Raw genomic sequence first — 18,826 nt, 5'->3', positions numbered from 1 at the left:
CCGAGCCGGCCTGGATAGCGGCGCCGTCTTGCGCCTCAGGTAGAATCAACCCGGTTACGTTCCCCTTTCCATTCGATGACGACGCTCACCCTGATCGTCGCTCGCGCCAATAACGGCGTGATCGGCCGCGACAACCAGTTGCCCTGGCGACTTCCCGAAGACCTCGCGTTCTTCAAGCGCACCACGATGGGCGCGCCCATCATCATGGGCCGCAAGACGCATGAATCGATCGGCCGGCCGTTGCCGGGACGCCGCAACATTGTCGTGACACGGGATGCCGCTCGGCGCTTTCAGGGCTGCGACGCGGCCACCACCCTCGAGGACGCACTGAAGCTCGCCGCGCAGGACCAGGCGCCGGAGGCGTTTCTGATTGGTGGCGCGCAGTTGTATGCGGAAGGTCTGCGGCAGGCGGACAAGCTGATCATCACTGAGATTTCCGCCGACTTCGAAGGCGACGCCACGTTCCCCGAGCTCGATGAAAGCGAGTGGGAAGAAGTCGCGCATGAAACGCATCGCGCGGACGCCCCGAATGACTTCGACTACGCATTCGTGACATATAAGCGCAAGGGCGCTTGAGGTTTGGCGGCACGCCTGACTGACGGTCAGCGCACCGGGCCTCGCGCCTTCATCATTCGCCACCGGCCGCCACACACGCATAAAAAAACGCCACGCAGTTGCACGCGTGGCGTTTCTGTTTTCAGCCCTGCTCGAGGCCCGGCCCGCGAGTAATCCGCGGCCGGTCTTGGCGTCACTTGGTCGAACCGCTTACTGCCCCGCGATCGTCATCCGTTCGATCAGCACGGAGCCCGTTTCCTTGGTGCCGCGCGTGATCGTATCCGCGCCGATGGCGACGATATGGCGGAACATCTCCTGCAGGGTGCTCGCCACGGTGATTTCCTCGACCGGATACTGGATCTTGCCATTCTCGACCCAGAAACCCGACGCGCCGCGCGAATAGTCGCCCGTCACGTAGTTCACGCCCTGGCCCATCAGTTCGGTCAGCAACAGGCCCGTGCCGAGCTTCTTCAGCATTTCCTCGAAGTCGTCTTCCGGACGCGTCTTCGAGCTGCGCAGCGACAGATTGTGCGAGCCGCCGGCGTTGCCGGTGGTCTGCATGCCGAGCTTGCGTGCCGAGTAGGTGGACAGGAAGTAGCCTTCCACCACGCCGTCCTTCACCACCGAACGCTGTTTGGTGCGCACACCTTCTTCGTCGAACGGCGCGCTGCCCATCGCACGCGCGACGTGCGGATCTTCGACCACCTGGATGTGCGGCGCGAACACCGGCTTGCCGAGGCTGTCGACCAGGAACGAGGTCTTACGGTACAGCGCGCCGCCGCTCGTCGCCTGAACGAACGCGCCGAGAATGCCGGCGGCGAGCGGCGCTTCGAACAGCACCGGCACCTTGCGCGTATCGAGCCCGCGCGCGCCGATGCGCGACAGCGCCCGTTGCGCCGCGTAACGGCCCACCGCTTCCGGATTGGCGAGGTCTGCCGCGCTGCGGGTCGACGTGTACCAGTCGTCGCGCTGCATGTTGCGGCCGCTGCCGGCGATCGGCGCGCACGCGATGTAGTGACGCGAATACGGATAACCGGCGAGGAAGCCGCGTGAAGTCGCCAGAACGAATTGCGAGTGCTGCGCCGAGACGCTCGCGCCTTCCGAGTTCTTGATCTGCGGATCGGTTGCGAAAGCGGCGTCTTCCGAGCGGCGGGCGATTTCCACCGCTTCGTCGGCGGACAGATTCCACGGGTGATACAGATCGAGATCGCGCGGTGCGGTTTCGAGCAAGTCGGCTTCGGCGAGACCGGCGCAGTCGTCTTCAGCCGTGAAGCGGGCGATGTTGTACGCCGCCGCGACCGTGTCCCTCAAAGCCTGCGACGAAAAGTCCGAGGTGCTCGCGTTGCCGCGCTTGTTACCGATGAACACCGTCACGCCGACCATCTTGTCGCGGTTGTGTTCGATCGTCTCGACTTCGCCGCGCCGCACGGAAACGGACAGGCCGTCGCCTTCGGAAATCTCGGTTGCCGCGTCGGTACCGCCGAGCGACTTCGCGTGACGAAGGATGTCCGAGGCGATTTCCTTCAGCTCATCCTGGGTATGCGGAAAAAAGCGCTGCTTGACGTCCATGTCTGCTGCCATTGTCGTTGCCGTCCTGTTCGGGGCCGAGCGGCCCTGTGTGTTCGCCCATGCCATGCACGTGCGTACGCATTTTGCGTGCGCCATTTGTGTGCTCATTTGCGTAGTCACGCATCCCGCGATCATAGCAAGGTACGCGACGCTGTACCTGGCATTCGCTGAGCCTGGCGTTACCCCTGCGGCGCCCCGGCTTTGTCGCCGCTTGCCGGGTTTGCCGCGCCTGCAAAAAACCTCGTGGGAAGCCTTGTGCACGGCAACACGGCGGGTTCCGCGCGCGCGGCACGTTACAATATCGGTATGACACGCAAAACCCGCATTCAACCCATCGAGTCCGCCGAGCCGGAAGTCGACGAGAACGGCTACGACCGTCCCAGCAAGTCCCAGCTCAAGCGCGAAATGCACGAGCTGCAGGAGCTGGGCTCGGCGCTGATCGCGCTGCCGAAAGACGCGCTCAAGCGCATGCCGATGCCCGAAAAACTCGACGATGCCGTGCGCGAAGCACGCCGCATCACCGATCACGAAGGCAAGCGCCGCCAGGTGCAGTACGTCGGGCGCGTGATGCGCTCGCTGCTGGACGAGGAAACCGCCGCGCTGCGCACCGCGCTCGACACCTATAACGGCGTCAACAAGGCTGAAACGGCCAAGCTGCACTGGATCGAGCGCACCCGCGAGAAACTGCTCGCCGACGACGCCACGCTGACCGAATTCATCCGCCAGCACCCGAACGCCGATCCGCAGCAGGGCCGCACGCTGATCCGCAACGCCCGCAAGGAAGCGCAGCAAAGCAAGCCCCCGCGCTACTTCCGCGAGTTGTTCCAGTGGATCAAGAACGCCGACGGCCCGTCTGCCGCCACCGATTCCGACGCCGAAGACGCTCTGGAAGACGACGATGACGACCGCGACGCCTAAGTTGGCAAATAGGGTGGCAAATAAGCCGACGCGTAGTCACCCCGACGAAATCGTGATCGGCCTCGTATCGATCAGCGACCGGGCGTCCACCGGCGTGTATGAGGACAAAGGCATACCGGCGCTGCAGGAATGGCTCGGCGCCGCCCTGACCTCCCCGTTTCAAGTGGTCACACGCCTGATTCAGGACGACGCGCCCATCATTTCCGCCACGCTGATCGAACTGGTCGACGAAGTGGGCTGCGATCTGGTGCTGACCACCGGTGGCACTGGCCCGTCGCGTCGCGATGTGACACCGGAAGCGACTTTGGCTGTCGCAACCAAGGAAATGCCGGGTTTCGGCGAGCAGATGCGGCAGATCAGCCTGAATTTCGTGCCGACCGCGATTCTGTCGCGCCAGGTGGCGGTGATCCGCGAAACCGCGGAGCACGCGGCGCTGATCGTCAACCTGCCGGGCCAGCCGAAGTCGATCAAGGAAACGCTCGAAGGCTTGCGTGACGCCGAAGCAGGCGGCGCGGTCAAGGTGCCGGGTATTTTCGCGGCGGTGCCCTACTGCATCGACCTGATCGGCGGCCCATATGTGGAAACCAACGCCGACGTGGTGAAGGCGTTCCGGCCGAAGAACGCGCAGCGCGCGCCTCGGCAGGGTTGAAACTGAAACGGCGGCTGACGGATTATTCCGCAGGCGTTTCCGGGACCTGCGAGGCCGCCGGAATCAGGAAGTGCTCGCGGTAGTACTTCAGTTCGTCGATTGATTCATGGATGTCTGCCAGCGCCGTGTGCATCGCACGCTTCTGGAAGCCCTTGTAGATGGCCGGCTGCCAGCGGCGGCACAGTTCTTTCAAGGTGCTGACGTCGAGATTGCGGTAGTGGAAGAAGCGCTCCAGATCCGGCATCCAGCGCGCCATGAAACGGCGGTCCTGGCAGATCGAGTTGCCGCACATCGGCGATTTGCCCGGCGGAACATATTGTGCGAGAAAGTCGCGAATCTGTTCGGTGGCGTCGGCTTCGCTCACCGTCGACGCCTTCACGCGGTCGATCAGGCCCGAGCGGCCATGCGTGTTCTGGTTCCACTGATCCATTTTGGCGAGCGTCTCGTCGCTCTGATGAATCGCCAGCACCGGCCCTTCGACCAGGCGGTCGAGCGTCGAATTCGTCACGACTACCGCGATTTCGATGATGCGGTCGGTGTCCGGTTCGAGCCCGGTCATTTCCATGTCCAGCCAGACGAGATTCATGTCGCTGCGCACGAGCGGCGGCTGTTCGGTGGAGGCGAGGATGTCAGTCATGAAGGCAACCCTGATGGCCGGGCAGACGGCTTCACTGGAAGCCCGCTTGCCGCGGCAATTGTTCGTATGAGATTGGTTTGGGCCGGCCTGGGCCTGCTTGCGCCTGCCTGGGCCGGGTTTGAGCCGGGTTTGGCTTATCCCCCGCCGCCAGGCGGGAAGAAACATATAATTCTCGCATAGATACCACGGAATCCCCGGATGCCTACCCTGTACTTCACCGTTCTGTTCGTCGTCGCCGTCGTGGCGATGGTCGGCACCAAACTGTGGCTCGCGTCGAGGCAGATCCGCTTCGTCGCCCGCCATCGCGAGCAGGTGCCTAGCCAGTTCGCCGGCACCATCGCGCTCACCGCGCACCAGCGCGCCGCCGACTACACCGTCGAACGCACGCGCCTCACGATGATCGAGATCGTCGTCGGCGCGGCCGTGCTGATCGGTCTGACGCTGCTGGGCGGCGTGCAGGCGCTCGATCTGGCGATCTCCGACTGGCTTGGCCGTGGCTACGCCGGCCAGATCGCGCTGGTCGCGGCGGTGATCGCGATCACGAGCGCGATCGATCTGCCGTTCGAGTACTACCGGCAATTCGTGGTCGAGCAACGCTTCGGCTTCAACCGGATGAGCAAGGGTATTTTCTTCCTCGACCGTCTCAAGGGCGTCCTGCTCGGCGCCGCGTTCGGCCTGCCGCTGCTGTTCGTCGTGCTGTGGCTGATGAACCAGGCGGGCAGCCTGTGGTGGCTGTGGACGTGGATCGTCTGGGTCGGGTTCCAGTTGCTCGTGCTGGTGCTGTATCCGTCGTTTATCGCCCCGCTCTTCAACAAGTTCGAGCCGCTCAAGGACGAAGCGCTGAAAAGCCGCATCGAAGCGCTGATGAAGCGCTGCGGTTTCGCCGCCAAGGGCCTGTTCGTGATGGACGGCAGCCGCCGTTCGGCGCACGGCAATGCGTATTTCACGGGCTTCGGCGCCGCCAAGCGAATCGTGTTCTTCGACACGCTGCTCGCGCGCCTGTCGGGCAACGAGATCGAAGCTGTGCTCGCGCACGAACTCGGCCACTTCAAGCGCCGTCATGTGATCAAGCGGATGGTCGTCATGTTCGCGATCAGCCTCGTGATGCTCGCCCTGCTCGGCTGGCTGACGCAATGCGTGTGGTTCTATGAGGGACTGGGCGTGCGGCCCTCGCTGATCGGCGGTAATAGCGGCCTCGCGCTGGTGCTGTTCTTCCTCGCGCTGCCGGTGTTCCTGTTCTTCGTCACGCCGCTCGGCAGCCTGAGCTCGCGTAAGCACGAGTTTGAGGCCGACGCCTTCGCCGCGACGCAAACCGATGCGCAAGACCTCGTCAATGCGCTCGTCAAGCTGTATGAGGACAACGCGTCGACCCTGACGCCCGATCCGCTCTACACCGCGTTCTACTACTCGCATCCGCCAGCGTCGCAGCGGATCGACCGACTGCTGCGGCACGCATGAGCGCCCGCTCCCCGAAAGCGCCGCGCGCGCCGTCCAGCACGCGCGTAGCAGGGCTCGTGATTGCCGCTCATGGGCGCCACTACATGGTCAAGCCGGAAGACGGCAGCCCGATGCTCCAGTGCTTCCCGCGCGGCAAGCGCAGTGAAGTGGCGGTCGGCGATCGCGTGATTTACGAACCGACTTCGGCGGATCAGGGCGTGATCGTCGAGATCGGCGAGCGGCGCAATCTGCTGTATCGCTCGGATCAGTACAAGTCGAAACTCTTTGCCGCGAACCTCGATCAGTTGCTGGTCGTGCTCGCGACTGAGCCGCATTTCAGCGAGGACCTGCTTGGACGGGCGCTGGTCGCCGCTGAGGCAAACGAGCTGAAGCCGTTGATCGTGCTGAACAAGATCGACGTGACCGGCGCGCTGGAGGGCGCGCGCAAGCGGCTCGAACCGTACCGCGCACTCGGCTACACCGTGGTCGAAGTGTCGATCAAGACACAGCCTGAGGCCGCGCGACCCGCTTTGCTCGAGCATCTGGAAGGCCACTCGACGCTGCTGCTCGGCCAGTCGGGCATGGGCAAATCGACCTTGGTGAATCTGCTGATTCCGGATGCCGAAGTCGCCACGCGTGAGATCTCAACGGCGTTGAACAGTGGGCGGCATACCACCACGTTCACGCGGCTCTATCCTTTGCCCGGGGGTGACGGCGGTGCATTGATCGATTCGCCGGGCTTCCAGGAATTCGGCCTGCATCATCTGACCGAAGGCCGGCTCGAACGCGCGTTTCCCGAGTTCCGGCCGTTGCTGCCGAACTGCCGCTTCTACAACTGCCATCACTTGCAGGAGCCGGGCTGCGCGATTCTGGAAGCCGTCGCCGATGGCCGTATCCGGCGCGAACGGCACGCCCTGTATGCGCAACTGGTGCACGAAGCCAGCCAGATCGTGCGCTGATGCGCGCCGCTGCCAACCCATGGATTCACGATGAAATTGATGCGCGCGCCGAATCTGATCATCGGACAGCATTGGGTCAATGTGCTGGCGACGGCAGGCATCGCTTGCGAGTTGCATAACCGTTATCTGAACGGCGCGCTCGGCGATATTCCGGCGGATCAGTGCGCGCCGGAGTTGTGGCTCGTCGATGAACGCGACGAGGCAATGGCGCGCCGGTTGATCGATGCGGCGTCGCATGGGCCGGCGGCGGGCACGCCTTCGTGGCAATGCCACCAGTGCGGGGAGACCCTCGAGGCACAGTTCACGGTGTGCTGGCAGTGTGGGACGGCGCGCGATCCGCTGGATGGGTGAAGCCGTTGAGGCGTAGGGGAGCTGCGAAGCGATCGATCGGGCGCGGGTGACAAACGGTGAAGCGGTTCGGGTGCGGCTGATAGACAGTGAAGCGGCTCGGGCTCAGGTGCTAGGTGGTGAAGCGACCGCGGCGTTAGCAATAAAAAAAGCCGGGATACCCGGCTTTTTTCTGCGTTGCGTTAATCACGCGCTAACTCAAGCGATCCGCATCAGAATCAGGCGAGCCAAACGGCGATCGTCAGCATCAACAGCAAAATCATCCACAGCACCACCGCGCGCCACACCAGACCCACCGCCGATTGCAGCGTACGCGGTGTGCAGTCGTCGCCGACCTGCATCGGGCCGCCGTCGCCGGTAGCCAGCGCGTCGAGACTCGACGGCTCGGCGAGCGGCCCGCTCAGACGCGCACCCAGCGCCCCACTGCCCGCGGCCAGCAACACGCCGTCGTTCGCGTCCGGCCACTGCCGCGCGTGATTGCGCCATGCATAAATCGCGTCTTCGAAATTACCGACGATTGCAAAGCCCAGCGAGGTCAGCCGCGCCGGCACCCAGTCGATCACGAAGAAGGCGCGCTGCGCGAAACTTGAAAACGCCGCGGTGCGATCGTCGACCGGCCGTGCCCACGTACGCGCCAGATACTCGGCAATCCGATACAGCACCGCGCCCGCCGGCCCAACCGGAATCAGGAACCAGAAGAACACGCCGAACACATGCCGATGCGAGGCGACCACCGCGTGAATCAGCGTATGACGCACGATCTCGCTGACGGGCATGTCGACGGTGTCGAGCCCGGTCCATTCATGCAGGATTTCACGCGCGCGCGGCACATCGTCGTTGTTCAACGCGAGGTGGATATCGGTGAAGTAGTGGCTGAACTGCCGGAAGCCGAGCGTGAAGTACAGCACCGCGACGTTCCACAGGAACGCCAGCGCAAAGTGAATGTGATAAAGCACGTAGTAGATGAGCGCGACGGCCAGCGTCCAGGGCACCACCACCACGAGCCACGCGAGCAAGCCATGCTTGGGCTTGCCGGCATCGAATCCGTGCGCCGCCGACTCCGCATGGTATTGAAGCAATGCCGCCACCGGATTGTTCAGCGACAGCGCGCGGACCTGTTCAATAATCAGAGCCAGCAATACGGAGAAAAAAGTCATGCGATGCGCCGTGCTTTTCGAGTTTTTACGATTGTTTTATAACGATAGCACAGGGTCGGATGCGACTGAGCGCGGACGTTGACAAACACCCAACAACTGCACAGTCCGGCGCAGCTCACGCTGCGAGAAAGCGATAGAAATTGCGCAGCATCGCCGCTGTCGCGCCCCAGATGAAATGATGGCCGCCGACCTGATCCTCACGATCTTCAGGCACCGACGCAGCTCGCGGATAAGGCATGGCGAAGAAGCGCCGCTCGCCGCCTTCGTAACGAAACACGCGTTCTTCGTGATGCGCAGGGTCCATCAGGAAAGCGAGCGGTACTTCGAAGGCTTCGGCCACTTCGAGTGCATCCACTTTCAACGTGAAAGGCGGATGCACGAGGCCGATCACGGGCGACACGCGAAACCCGGTGCCCGTCAGATAGTCGGGCAACGCACCGAGAATTTCCACACGCGACGGATCGAGTCCGACTTCTTCCTGCGCCTCGCGCAATGCCGTGGCGGTCGAATCTGCGTCGAACGGTTCATGACGGCCGCCGGGAAAGCTCACCTGGCCGGCGTGGTCGTTCAGGTGGTCGGCACGTTGCGTCAGCAGCACGGTGAGACCGTTGTCGCGCACGACCAGTGGCACCAGCACGGCGGCCACGCGCGGATCGGCGCGCACGTCACGCCAAGGCACTTCGATAATGGGTTCAGGCGTCCAGCTAAGACGCTGCGCGAAACGCCCACGCAGACCGTCGGGCGTCAGCCGCCCGGCAGCGACCGGTGGCAGATCGGCACCCGTCGCTTCGACAGGCAGAGTTTCAGGCTCAAAGGCGGGGCGGATCAACGGGTCTCTCGGAATGAGCGGATAGGGGACATGCCGCTATTTTGACCTGGCAAACAAAAAAGCACCCGCGAAGGGTGCTTTTTCTTACAGCATTTACGCTTCCGGAGCAGCGCGGTCTTTCTTTGCGACCAGCTTTTCCTTGATTCGAGCCGACTTGCCCGAACGGTCGCGCAGGTAGTACAGCTTCGCACGACGCACATCGCCACGACGCTTCACGACGATGCTTGCCAGCAGCGGCGAGTACGTCTGGAACGTACGCTCGACGCCTTCGCCCGACGAAATCTTGCGGACGATGAACGACGAATTCAGACCACGGTTACGCTTGGCGATCACGACGCCTTCGTAAGCCTGAACACGCTTACGCGTACCTTCAACCACGTTCACGCTGACGATCACCGTATCGCCGGGGGCGAATTCGGGGATGGTCTTCTCGCCGAGGGCGCGGCCAATTTCTTCCTGCTCGAGTATTGCAATCAGATTCATCACTGACTCCTAGGTCCATCTTGTCGACGTTCGTACCTGCCTCACAGAAAACTGCTTGGCTACGGCCCCGATAGAGGATGGGTTCACATCTGGCGCCGTACACGCATGTGCGGCACCGCCTATGTCCGCTCGAAAGTCCAAGGCTTTACGCCTTCGACGCTTCCTTCGCGAGACTCGTAAGCCATGCCTCGTCGGCACGGCTCAACATCTTGTTCTTTCTGGCCTTCACGATCAGATCGGGCCGTTTGTTCAACGTATTGCGCAAGGCCTCACGCCGACGCCACGCTTCGATTTCCGCATGATGGCCGCCGAGCAGCACATCGGGCACACGCACGCCATCGTATTCCTCCGGACGCGTGTAATGCGGACAATCCAGCAGCACGTCGACGAAACTGTCCTGCACCGCCGATTGCGAGTCGTTCAGCACGCCGGGCAACTGACGCACCACCGCATCCATCAGCGCCATGGCTGGCAATTCGCCGCCTGACAACACGAAGTCGCCGAGGCTGACTTCTTCGTCGACGACACGGTCGAGCAAACGCTGATCGATCGCTTCATAACGCCCGCACAACAGGATCAGACCGGGTTCGGCCGCGAACTGCATGACACGATCGTGATTCAGTGTGGCGCCTTGCGGCGACATCATCACGACGCGCGACGCGCCGATACCCTGCTCCGCCTGCGCCGCTTTCGCCGCGCCGATCGCGTCTTCCAGAGGCTTGGCCAGCATAACCATGCCGGGGCCGCCGCCGTAGGGGCGATCGTCGATTGTGCGGTAATTGTCCGTAGTGAAATCGCGGGGATTCCACGTGCGCAACCCGTAGCGCTCCTGCTTCGCCGCACGGCTGGTGATGCCCCAGTCGGTCAGCGCACGAAACATGTCAGGAAAGAGCGTCACGACATCGAACTGCATCGCTCTCTCCAGTCAGCGAGTTATTTAGTAATCGGCTTCCCAGTCGACGATGATCTGCTTCGCCGCCTGATCCACCGTTTTGACAAAGACGCCGACGAACGGGATCAAGCGCTCGCCGGTCACCGGCTTACCGTTTTTGTCGGTATCCGGATATTCGATACGCAACACCGAGTGCGCACCGTTGTCGATCATGTCTGCAACCTTGCCGAGGTTGACCCCGGCAACGTTCACCACATCCAGGCCGAGCAGGTCGACCCAGTAGAATTCATCGGCTTCGAGGGCCGGAAATTCGCTGCGGCTGATATAGATGCGCGTACCACGCAGTGCCAGTGCCACATCACGGTCAGTTACGCCGCCCAGATGGGCAACGACACTGTCGCTATGCATTTTTGCCTGTAATGACGGCGCCGACTTGCGCTCGTGGCCTTTCATCAGCCACCAGCGCTTCGCGCTTAGCAATGCGTCGCCGCCATGCCCGGCATCCGCATGCGCGGCTACCTTGACCCAGCCTTTGAGGCCGTAAGCGTCGACGATCGCACCGACCTCGACCGCATCGGCCGGCCAGCTTTCCGCCGTTTCCGCGCGCATGCCTGCTGCGTTGGAACCGGCGCTTGCAACTTCGGCTTTCGCCTTGCCTTCGGCCCGTTCGACCGGTTTGCGGACGAATGCACCGAACGGCGCCTGATCAGACGTCTTCGCGCGCGGGGCGGCTGCTTTTGCCTTTACGCGATCAGAACCACCGGAATCACGCCCAGACATAAGAGAACCTCGCTGCCAACTTCGACGTCTGCTTCAGTAAAACTCGCGCATCGGACTGCTCGCGCAAGCTGCGCGAGCCGCCGGCCGAACCGACGACGATACGCATGCTAGCTACCATTAAGCAGCCGGCTGCGCCTTTTGCGCTTCTTTCACGAGACGCTCGACGGTCGGCGACAGTTGTGCGCCAACGCCTTGCCAGTACGTCAGGCGGTCTTGAGCGATACGCAGCGACTCACCCTTCGTAGCGACCGGGTTGTAAAAGCCAACGCGTTCGATGAAGCGGCCGTCACGACGGTTACGCGAATCGGTTGCGACGATGTTGTAGAACGGGCGCTTCTTGGAGCCGCCACGAGCCAAGCGGATGATGACCATACTAGAATCCTTGAAAACCGGGGTTCGGAACGACTGAAACACGCGATTATAGCGGGAAACCAACGCCATAACAAACACTTACGGGGATAAACTGAGCGACGGGGTTGTGCCGGCCATACAGACGGGGACCCCGGACCACGCCGAAACGCCCGAATTACCTGACGGAACGCCCGTGAAACTCCTGCCACCACCTGCGGTTTTTTTCGCTTTTTTCGTCGTCTTTCGGCGAGTTGCCGGCTTTTCGCGCGCCGTCCGTGTTCAGGCCCTGCGAGCGGGCGCAACGTTGTTGCTCGCCGCCTCTACCCTGCCGGCACTCGCCGCGTTGCCGATCGAGCACATCAAACTGCCGCCAGGCTTCCATATCGAGGTCGTGTCGGACGAGGTGCCCAGCGCACGGGGGATGGCGCTCTCGCCCAAGGGCATTCTTTATCTAGGCAGCCTCGACGGCCACATCTACGCGCTCGAATTGCAGAATGGGCGCGTGACGGCTCGCCACGTGATCGCCTCCGGCCTGGAAACACCGGCAGGCGTGGCGTGGCGGGACGGCGCACTGTATGTGTCCGCGGTGTCGAAAATTCTACGCTTCGACGCGATCGACACCCATCTGAACGCTCCGCCCAAGCCGGTCATCGTCACCGATACACTGCCGACGGAGACCCATCATGGCTGGAAATTCATCGCATTCGGGCCCGATGGCAAGCTGTACGTGCCCCAAGGCGCGCCGTGCAACGTCTGCCTGACAGACCGCAACCGCTTTGGGCTGATCGGCCGCATGAACCCGGACGGCAGTCATTATGAAGTCGTGGCGCGCGGCGTTCGTAATACGGTCGGCTTCGCGTGGCACCCTGTGACGCATGAACTGTGGTTCACCGACAACGGCCGCGACCTGATGGGCGACGACGTACCGCACGACAAGCTCAACTACGCGCCACGCGTTGGCATGGACTTCGGTTTTCCGTACTGCCATGGCGGCGACACGCCCGACCCCGAATTCGGCAAAGACCATCCATGCAGCGCCTTCACGCCGCCGACTGTCAAACTCGGCGCGCACGTCGCCTCGCTCGGCATGCGTTTTTACAGCGGCTCGATGTTTCCGGCCGCGTATCGAAACAATATTTTCATCGCCGAACACGGTTCGTGGAATCGCAGCAAGAAAGTCGGCTACCGGGTCGTGCGGGTGATTACCAACCCGGACGGCAGCAACGCGCATCAGGAAGTCTTTGCCGAAGGCTGGCTTCAACCGGGCGAAGCGGTATGGGGCCGCCCGGTCGACGTCCAACCGATGCCTGACGGCTCGCTCCTGATCAGCGACGACTACGCCGGCGCGGTCTACCGCGTGACCTATTCAGCGCCTTAGCCTTCGCGGTGAGCGCGCCGCGGGCGTAGAATGCGCGTCGGTCCGTGCCCACCGGCGCGCCGCTCCTTTCGACCGTCTGTCACTCTGCCCTCGCCTACATGTCCACCCTTGCCTCGACTTCCTCGCGTTTCAGATCCAAGACGATTACTGCCGCGCTGGCGTTCTTCTTCGGCAGCCTTGGCGCCCACCGTTTCTATTTGTACGGCACACGCGACATTTACGGCTGGGCCCATCTGCTCGGTACGCTGATCGGCATTCCTGGCGCCATGCTGGTTGTGGCAAGCGAGCGGGCCTCGATGCTCGGCTGGGTACTCGCTTTTTTCGGCGCCGTTTCGCTGCTCTCCGCCTTTCTGGCGGCGATCGTCTACGGCCTGCGGCCGGATGAAAAATGGGACGCGCAGTTCAATCCGCAAACCGAGCGCAAAAGCCGCTCTGGCTGGACCGTCATTTTCATCGTGATCTTTTCGCTGCTGATCGGCGCGTTCCTGCTGATGACGGGCCTCGCGATCTCGTTCCAGACTTACTTCGAAAGCCAGGTGCAGGCCGCCAAAGCGCTGTCGCAATAACCGGGCGCGTGCCGCGCTAAAAAAGCCTCAATTGCGAATTCTCGCGTGGCGGCGGTTCAGCACGCACCGGCTCGGCCCGGCGAAAATGCGACATATCCAGAATGCCGCGATCGCGCCGGTTTAGCCCAAGCCGGCGCACTGCGTTGTGGAAGCGCTGCTTCAGCAGGTCCGCCCACAATCCTTCCCCCTTCATTCGAGTGGAGAAGTTCGCGTCGTAGTCCTTCCCGCCCCGCATATCGCGCACGCGACTCATCACCCGGTCAGCCCGATCGGGAAAATACGCCGCGAGCCAATCCTTGAATAGCGGCGCAACTTCCCACGGCAAGCGCAGCACGATGTAGCTTGCGTTGCTTGCGCCAGCCTCGGCGCAGGCTTCCAGCACGCGCTCCATGTCCTGCTCGGTGACGAATGGAATCACCGGCGCAATGCTCACGCCAACGGGAATACCCGCTTCGCTCAACGTACGGATCGTGCGCAAGCGGCGTGACGGCGTAGCCGCACGTGGCTCGAGCGTCCGCGCGATATCCGCATCCAGCGTGGTGATGGTGATGGCCGCCATGAACTGCCCGCGCGCCGCCATAGGTGCGAGGAGATCGAGATCGCGCTCAATCAGCGACGATTTGGTGATCGCCGCAAAAGGATGACTCCGCTCGCTCAGCACTTCGATCACCCGCCGCGTAAGCCGCAAGTCGCGTTCGGCCGGCTGCCAGGCGTCGGTAATGACGCCGAGCGCGATCGGCTCGGGCACATAGGACTTCTTCGACAACTCGCGCTCGAGCAACTCCGGCGCATTGACCTTTGCGTAGATGCGGCTCTCGAAGTCGAGCCCCGGCGACAGCCCCAGATAACTATGCGTAGGCCGCGCGAAGCAGTAGATACAGCCATGTTCACAGCCCCGATACGGGTTCAGCGACACGCTGAACGGAATATCCGGCGACGCATTACGCGTGAGAATAGTCTTGGCGCGCTCTTCGAAAACCTGAGTGCGCAAGACCTTGGGCTCACCGTCTTCCTCCGGCGACGAAAGCCAGCCGTCGTCCACCACTTCGCGCTGGTCGACTTCATAACGGCCTTGCAGGTTCGTCACCGCGCCGCGCCCCTTGCGGGGCGTGGGCGGAGCGATCGGAAATTCGTTAGCGGAATGGATGTCGGAATCGGTCACGGCTGGAGTACGAAGAAACAGAAACGGCGCAAAACACCTGTATAAATATACAGTGTTTACGCCGTTTGTCGAGTCCAGCTACGCCCCTGCCGCGCGAGCTAATCGCCAACCGCGATAGTCAGCGTTTCCTTGATCTCTTCCATCACCACATAGCTCTTCGACTGCACCGCGCCAGGCAGTTGCAGCAGGATGTCCCCCAGCAGCTTGCGATAGTCGGCCATTTCGCCGATGCGCGCCTTGATCAGATAGTCGAAGTCGCCCGACACGAGGTGGCACTCCAGCACCTCGGGGATCTTCTGCACCTCGCGGCGGAACTGGTCGAACATGTTGCCGCTTTTGTGATCGAGCGTGATCTCGACGAACACCAGCAGCGCCGCACCCAACTCAGCCGGGTTCACACGCGCGTGATAGCCGGTGATCACGCCGTCGCGCTCCATCCGCTTGACCCGCTCGATGCAAGGCGTCACCGACAGCCCGACCTGTTCGGCGAGGTCTTTCATCGCCATCCGGCCGTCCTGTTGCAGGAGCCGCAGGATCTTGTGATCGAGTTTGTCGAGGGCACGGACCGGTTGGCGCTGTGTACGCATAGTGTTTTTGCTGAAAATCTTGAAAATACAATAACAAAACCTACCTGACTGTTAATAGTATAGCGGATAACACTGGGCGATCCGCGTTACACCTCGTTAATCGAACGAATTCCAACGAATCGGCGAGCGCGCCGCCCTCAGACCTCTTATTGAATATCCTGGAGCAGTTATGCGAGTCGTCGTTTTGGGCAGTGGCGTCGTCGGGGTGACGAGTGCTTATTATCTGGCGCGTGCCGGTCATGACGTCACGGTGATTGATCGCGAAGCCGGCCCGGCACTCGAAACCAGCTTTGCCAATGCCGGCCAGATCTCGCCGGGCTACGCGTCGCCGTGGGCGGCGCCAGGCGTGCCGCTGAAGGCCGTCAAGTGGATGTTCCAGAAGCATGCACCGCTGGCGATCCGCCTCGACGGCACGCAATTCCAGTTGCAATGGATGTGGCAGATGCTGCAGAACTGCACGTCGTCGCGTTATGCGGTGAACAAGGGCCGTATGGTCCGCCTCGCCGAGTACAGCCGCGATTGTTTGCAAGCGCTGCGCGCCGAAACCGGCATCCAGTACGAAGGCCGCACGGGCGGCACGCTGCAGGTGTTCCGCACGCAGCAGCAGTTCGACGGCGCCGCGAAAGACATCGCCGTGCTGCAGGAAGCCAACGTGCCGTACGAACTGCTGTCGCCGGCCGAACTCGCGCAAGCCGAACCGGCGCTCGCCGCGGTCTCGCACAAGCTGACGGGCGGTCTGCGCCTGCCGGGCGACGAAACCGGCGACTGCCAGATGTTCACCACGCGCCTCGCCGCGCTCGCCGAGCAACTGGGCGTCAAATTCCGCTACAACACGCCGATCGACGCACTCGCCATGGCAGGCGACCGCATCGCCGGCGTGCAGTGCGGCGCTGAACTGGTGCGCGCGGATTCGTTCGTGGTTGCGCTCGGTTCGTACTCGACGAAATTCCTGTCCGGTCTCGTGAAGATTCCGGTCTACCCGCTCAAGGGCTATTCGATCACCGCGCCGATCGTCAATGAAGCAGCCGCGCCGGTTTCGACCGTGCTCGACGAGACCTACAAGATCGCGATCACGCGTTTCGACGACCGGATTCGCGTCGGCGGCATGGCGGAGATCGTCGGCTTCGATAAGTCGTTGCGCCAGGCGCGCCGCGAAACGCTGGAACTGTGCGTGAACGATCTGTTCCCGGGCGGCGGCGATACGACGAAGGCCAGCTTCTGGACCGGCCTGCGTCCGATGACGCCGGACGGCACGCCGATCGTCGGCCGCACCCCCGTACCGAACCTGTTCCTGAACACCGGTCACGGCACGCTGGGCTGGACGATGTCATGCGGCTCGGGCCAATTGCTGGCCGACGTGATGTCGGGCAAGCAGCCGGTGATCAAGGCGGACGATCTGTCGGTGCATCGCTATCTCGGCGAGACCAACGGTGCACATCGTCCGGCTTATGCGTAAGGGGCTTGTGCGTAAGATTTAACGTTTTAACGCTTCGCGAGCGGTTACGCCGGTTGGTCATCCCAGACAAACCGGCCGGACAAAAACAAACGGCGCCTCCAAGGGCGCCGTTTGTTTTTTTGCAAGCGAGCTCTCGCTACATTGCTCGAGAGAAGAAGTGCAACATCAGAACTGATCTTCCGACAACGCCAGCACGCTCTCCCCACCCTTCGCGCTGACGATCGACGCTTCCAACGCCGAAGCCAGCGGCAGCACATGCTCGGCATAGAACTGCGCCGTCGCGATCTTCGCGCCGTAGAACGACGGATCCTCGTCGCGCTTGTCAGCCGCCACGAGCAACGCACGCGCCATCTGCCAGCCACCCAGCACAACACCCGCCAGCTTCAGATACGGCACGCTGCCGGCGAACACCGCGTTCGGATCGCTCCTCGTGTTGGCGACAACAAAATCGACCACTGCGCTCAACGAACGATGACCCTGTGCCAGATACGTCTTCATCGAATCGAACGCAGCGCCTTGTTGGCCGCCGAGCGCCTCGATCGTTTCCGCGACACCGGCCAGCAGCGACTTGGCGACCTTGCCGCCGTCGCGCACCGTCTTGCGGCCGATCAGATCGTTGGCCTGAATCGCGGTCGTCCCTTCGTAAATCGGCAGAATACGCGCGTCGCGGTAGTACTGCGCGGCGCCCGTTTCTTCGATGAAGCCCATGCCGCCATGCACCTGCACGCCGAGGCTCGTCACGTCGATCGACAGCTCCGTGCTCCAGCCCTTCACGATCGGCACGAGGTATTCGTAGATGGCCTGACGTTCAGCGCGCTTCGCTTCGTCAGGATGACGATGCGCGATATCGCTGTGAGCCGCGGCGACATACGCCAACGCGCGCGATGCTTCCGTGAGACCGCGCATCGTCGCGAGCATGCGGCGCACGTCCGGATGCTGAATGATCGCCACCGACTGTTTCGCGGAGCCATCCACCGGCCGGCTTTGCACGCGATCCTTCGCATACGCAACGGCCTTCTGATACGCGCGATCCGACATGGCAACGCCCTGCATGCCCACGGCGAAACGCGCCGCGTTCATCATGATGAACATGTACTCGAGGCCGCGATTTTCTTCGCCGATCAGATGACCGATCGCGCCGCCGTGATCGCCGAATTGCAGCACCGCGGTCGGGCTCGCCTTGATGCCGAGCTTGTGTTCAATCGACACGCAATGCACGTCGTTGCGCTCGGCAAGCGAGCCGTCTTCATTGACGAGAAACTTCGGCACGATGAAGAGCGAAATGCCCTTCACGCCTTCCGGTGCATTCGGCGTGCGCGCCAGCACGAGATGGGCGATGTTCTTCGCCATGTCGTGCTCGCCCCACGTGATGAAAATCTTCGTGCCGAACAGCTTGAACGAACCGTCACCTTGCGGCTCGGCGCGGGTGCGCACCAGCGCGAGATCGGAGCCGGCTTGCGGCTCGGTCAGGTTCATCGTGCCAGTCCACTCGCCGGAAATCAGCTTGGGCACGTAGGTTTGCTTCTGCTCTTCGCTGCCCGCCGTGAGTAGCGCCTCGATGGCACCATCCGTGAGCAGCGGGCACAGCGCGAACGACAGGTTCGACGCGTTCAGCATCTCGATACAGGCCGTGGCGATCAGCTTGGGCAGACCCTGGCCTTCGTACTCGACCGGGTGTTGCACGCCTTGCCAGCCGCCCTCGCCGAACTGGCGGAATGCGTCCTTAAAACCCGGCGTTGCGGTGACCACGCCATCCTTCCAGCTGCTCGGATTGCGATCGCCTTCAACGTTCAGCGGTGCCAGCACTTCGCCGCACAGTTTCGCCGACTCTTCGAGCACGGCCTGAGCCGTCTCGAGGTTCGCGTCTTCGAAGCCCGGCAGCGTCGCGATATCGTCGAGACCGGCCAGTTCCTTCATCACGAACAGCATGTCCTTGATGGGCGCCGTATAGCTCATTTCAGTTCTCCTCCTGACTGTCGATATAAAAAGGGCGCCGGACTTGATAGGTCCCGCGCCCTTCCGTGTGCTGCCAGGCGCCTTTTACCGGCGCTGCGGCGCTTAGCCGAGCTCGTTAACGAGTTCCGGCACGAGCGTGAACAGATCGCCCACCAGA

The 18,826-nt window shown here is 62.5% G+C and carries 20 protein-coding genes; 9 read left to right on the top strand and 11 right to left on the bottom strand.

What is annotated here, in order from left to right; translation table 11 throughout:
• The first annotated feature begins 75 nt into the window (after positions 1-75).
• Positions 76-576 (top strand): dihydrofolate reductase, encoded by a 501-nt coding sequence (locus PQQ96_RS38665; RefSeq protein WP_074282597.1) that lies wholly within the window; start codon positions 76-78, stop codon positions 574-576.
• Between the two features lie 189 nt (positions 577-765).
• Here PQQ96_RS38665 and pmbA read toward each other — a convergent pair whose 3' ends face one another.
• The gene (gene pmbA, locus PQQ96_RS38660) at positions 766-2,136 is read right to left on the bottom strand and encodes a metalloprotease PmbA (RefSeq protein WP_408302190.1); all 1,371 of its coding nucleotides are present in this window, start codon (positions 2,134-2,136) and stop codon (positions 766-768) included.
• A gap of 294 nt (positions 2,137-2,430) precedes the next feature.
• Between pmbA and yjgA the strand changes: the two genes are divergently transcribed.
• Entirely contained in the window at positions 2,431-3,042 is a 612-nt protein-coding gene (yjgA, locus tag PQQ96_RS38655) for a ribosome biogenesis factor YjgA (protein ID WP_408302193.1), read from the top strand.
• Positions 3,023-3,691 carry a molybdopterin adenylyltransferase gene (gene mog / locus PQQ96_RS38650; protein WP_408302187.1) on the top strand — a complete coding sequence of 223 codons (669 nt, stop codon included), beginning with the start codon at positions 3,023-3,025 and terminating at the stop codon, positions 3,689-3,691. The genes yjgA and mog overlap by 20 nt, the downstream gene beginning before the upstream one ends.
• A gap of 22 nt (positions 3,692-3,713) precedes the next feature.
• Here mog and orn read toward each other — a convergent pair whose 3' ends face one another.
• On the bottom strand, positions 3,714-4,328 hold the full coding sequence (gene orn / locus PQQ96_RS38645; protein WP_159000194.1) for an oligoribonuclease: 615 nt from the start codon (positions 4,326-4,328) through the stop codon (positions 3,714-3,716).
• A gap of 198 nt (positions 4,329-4,526) precedes the next feature.
• Between orn and PQQ96_RS38640 the strand changes: the two genes are divergently transcribed.
• Genes PQQ96_RS38640 through PQQ96_RS38630 form a run of 3 tightly spaced genes read left to right on the top strand, consistent with a single transcriptional unit; the run spans position 4,527 to position 7,075 of the window.
• Positions 4,527-5,786, top strand: coding sequence for a M48 family metallopeptidase (locus tag PQQ96_RS38640; RefSeq protein WP_408302185.1), 1,260 nt, complete (start codon positions 4,527-4,529; stop codon positions 5,784-5,786).
• Positions 5,783-6,724 (top strand): ribosome small subunit-dependent GTPase A, encoded by a 942-nt coding sequence (rsgA, locus tag PQQ96_RS38635; RefSeq protein WP_408302183.1) that lies wholly within the window; start codon positions 5,783-5,785, stop codon positions 6,722-6,724. The genes PQQ96_RS38640 and rsgA overlap by 4 nt, the downstream gene beginning before the upstream one ends.
• A 30-nt stretch (positions 6,725-6,754) precedes the next feature.
• Positions 6,755-7,075 (top strand): putative signal transducing protein, encoded by a 321-nt coding sequence (locus PQQ96_RS38630; RefSeq protein WP_408302181.1) that lies wholly within the window; start codon positions 6,755-6,757, stop codon positions 7,073-7,075.
• 215 nt (positions 7,076-7,290) lie between these two features.
• On the opposite strand, the gene PQQ96_RS38625 is transcribed toward PQQ96_RS38630, so the two are convergent.
• From PQQ96_RS38625 to rpsP, 6 genes are all read right to left on the bottom strand, one after another.
• Positions 7,291-8,229, bottom strand: coding sequence for a CobD/CbiB family protein (locus PQQ96_RS38625; RefSeq protein WP_074282590.1), 939 nt, complete (start codon positions 8,227-8,229; stop codon positions 7,291-7,293).
• A gap of 115 nt (positions 8,230-8,344) precedes the next feature.
• Positions 8,345-9,058 (bottom strand): NUDIX hydrolase, encoded by a 714-nt coding sequence (locus PQQ96_RS38620; RefSeq protein ID WP_408302178.1) that lies wholly within the window; start codon positions 9,056-9,058, stop codon positions 8,345-8,347.
• A 93-nt stretch (positions 9,059-9,151) separates the two neighbouring features.
• On the bottom strand, positions 9,152-9,541 hold the full coding sequence (gene rplS, locus PQQ96_RS38615) for a 50S ribosomal protein L19 (RefSeq protein WP_012433948.1): 390 nt from the start codon (positions 9,539-9,541) through the stop codon (positions 9,152-9,154).
• A 145-nt stretch (positions 9,542-9,686) separates the two neighbouring features.
• The gene (gene trmD / locus PQQ96_RS38610) at positions 9,687-10,454 is read right to left on the bottom strand and encodes a tRNA (guanosine(37)-N1)-methyltransferase TrmD (protein ID WP_074282588.1); all 768 of its coding nucleotides are present in this window, start codon (positions 10,452-10,454) and stop codon (positions 9,687-9,689) included.
• A gap of 24 nt (positions 10,455-10,478) precedes the next feature.
• A complete protein-coding gene (gene rimM, locus PQQ96_RS38605; RefSeq protein WP_408302176.1) occupies positions 10,479-11,213 on the bottom strand; it encodes a ribosome maturation factor RimM in 735 nt (244 codons plus the stop codon).
• 117 nt (positions 11,214-11,330) lie between these two features.
• Positions 11,331-11,585: a 30S ribosomal protein S16 gene (gene rpsP, locus PQQ96_RS38600; protein WP_006050280.1), complete on the bottom strand. Its 255-nt coding sequence runs from the start codon at positions 11,583-11,585 to the stop codon at positions 11,331-11,333.
• 172 nt (positions 11,586-11,757) lie between these two features.
• On the opposite strand from rpsP, the gene PQQ96_RS38595 reads away from it, so the two are divergent.
• Positions 11,758-12,942, top strand: coding sequence for a PQQ-dependent sugar dehydrogenase (locus PQQ96_RS38595; protein ID WP_408302174.1), 1,185 nt, complete (start codon positions 11,758-11,760; stop codon positions 12,940-12,942).
• A 98-nt stretch (positions 12,943-13,040) separates the two neighbouring features.
• Positions 13,041-13,508 (top strand): NINE protein, encoded by a 468-nt coding sequence (locus PQQ96_RS38590; RefSeq protein WP_408302172.1) that lies wholly within the window; start codon positions 13,041-13,043, stop codon positions 13,506-13,508.
• Positions 13,509-13,524: 16 nt separating this feature from the next.
• Here the strand turns inward: PQQ96_RS38590 and PQQ96_RS38585 are convergent, their stop codons facing one another.
• Both PQQ96_RS38585 and PQQ96_RS38580 read right to left on the bottom strand, forming a co-directional pair.
• Positions 13,525-14,670 carry a PA0069 family radical SAM protein gene (locus tag PQQ96_RS38585; RefSeq protein WP_408302170.1) on the bottom strand — a complete coding sequence of 382 codons (1,146 nt, stop codon included), beginning with the start codon at positions 14,668-14,670 and terminating at the stop codon, positions 13,525-13,527.
• Positions 14,671-14,768: 98 nt separating this feature from the next.
• Positions 14,769-15,257, bottom strand: a complete 489-nt coding sequence (locus PQQ96_RS38580; RefSeq protein ID WP_007180908.1) for an Lrp/AsnC ligand binding domain-containing protein — start codon at positions 15,255-15,257, stop codon at positions 14,769-14,771.
• A gap of 169 nt (positions 15,258-15,426) precedes the next feature.
• Between PQQ96_RS38580 and PQQ96_RS38575 the strand changes: the two genes are divergently transcribed.
• Positions 15,427-16,713 (top strand): D-amino acid dehydrogenase, encoded by a 1,287-nt coding sequence (locus PQQ96_RS38575; RefSeq protein ID WP_408302168.1) that lies wholly within the window; start codon positions 15,427-15,429, stop codon positions 16,711-16,713.
• Between the two features lie 165 nt (positions 16,714-16,878).
• On the opposite strand, the gene PQQ96_RS38570 is transcribed toward PQQ96_RS38575, so the two are convergent.
• Positions 16,879-18,669 (bottom strand): acyl-CoA dehydrogenase, encoded by a 1,791-nt coding sequence (locus tag PQQ96_RS38570; protein WP_408302166.1) that lies wholly within the window; start codon positions 18,667-18,669, stop codon positions 16,879-16,881.
• Positions 18,670-18,826 lie beyond the last annotated feature (157 nt).

It is taken from the genome of Paraburkholderia sediminicola (genome assembly GCF_046027825.1).
Lineage (GTDB): Bacteria > Pseudomonadota > Gammaproteobacteria > Burkholderiales > Burkholderiaceae > Paraburkholderia > Paraburkholderia sediminicola_D.
Note: the sequence above shows the minus strand (reverse complement) of the source record. Positions and strands in the feature narration are given on the sequence as shown.

Coding starts and splice junctions, on each gene's coding strand:
- PQQ96_RS38665 (WP_074282597.1), top strand. CDS start 76: ATGACGACGCTCACCCTGATCGTCGCTCGCGCCAATAACGGCGTGATC.
- pmbA (WP_408302190.1), bottom strand. CDS start 2,136: ATGGCAGCAGACATGGACGTCAAGCAGCGCTTTTTTCCGCATACCCAG.
- yjgA (WP_408302193.1), top strand. CDS start 2,431: ATGACACGCAAAACCCGCATTCAACCCATCGAGTCCGCCGAGCCGGAA.
- mog (WP_408302187.1), top strand. CDS start 3,023: ATGACGACCGCGACGCCTAAGTTGGCAAATAGGGTGGCAAATAAGCCG.
- orn (WP_159000194.1), bottom strand. CDS start 4,328: ATGACTGACATCCTCGCCTCCACCGAACAGCCGCCGCTCGTGCGCAGC.
- PQQ96_RS38640 (WP_408302185.1), top strand. CDS start 4,527: ATGCCTACCCTGTACTTCACCGTTCTGTTCGTCGTCGCCGTCGTGGCG.
- rsgA (WP_408302183.1), top strand. CDS start 5,783: ATGAGCGCCCGCTCCCCGAAAGCGCCGCGCGCGCCGTCCAGCACGCGC.
- PQQ96_RS38630 (WP_408302181.1), top strand. CDS start 6,755: ATGAAATTGATGCGCGCGCCGAATCTGATCATCGGACAGCATTGGGTC.
- PQQ96_RS38625 (WP_074282590.1), bottom strand. CDS start 8,229: ATGACTTTTTTCTCCGTATTGCTGGCTCTGATTATTGAACAGGTCCGC.
- rplS (WP_012433948.1), bottom strand. CDS start 9,541: ATGAATCTGATTGCAATACTCGAGCAGGAAGAAATTGGCCGCGCCCTC.
- trmD (WP_074282588.1), bottom strand. CDS start 10,454: ATGCAGTTCGATGTCGTGACGCTCTTTCCTGACATGTTTCGTGCGCTG.
- rimM (WP_408302176.1), bottom strand. CDS start 11,213: ATGTCTGGGCGTGATTCCGGTGGTTCTGATCGCGTAAAGGCAAAAGCA.
- rpsP (WP_006050280.1), bottom strand. CDS start 11,585: ATGGTCATCATCCGCTTGGCTCGTGGCGGCTCCAAGAAGCGCCCGTTC.
- PQQ96_RS38590 (WP_408302172.1), top strand. CDS start 13,041: ATGTCCACCCTTGCCTCGACTTCCTCGCGTTTCAGATCCAAGACGATT.
- PQQ96_RS38580 (WP_007180908.1), bottom strand. CDS start 15,257: ATGCGTACACAGCGCCAACCGGTCCGTGCCCTCGACAAACTCGATCAC.
- PQQ96_RS38575 (WP_408302168.1), top strand. CDS start 15,427: ATGCGAGTCGTCGTTTTGGGCAGTGGCGTCGTCGGGGTGACGAGTGCT.
- PQQ96_RS38570 (WP_408302166.1), bottom strand. CDS start 18,669: ATGAGCTATACGGCGCCCATCAAGGACATGCTGTTCGTGATGAAGGAA.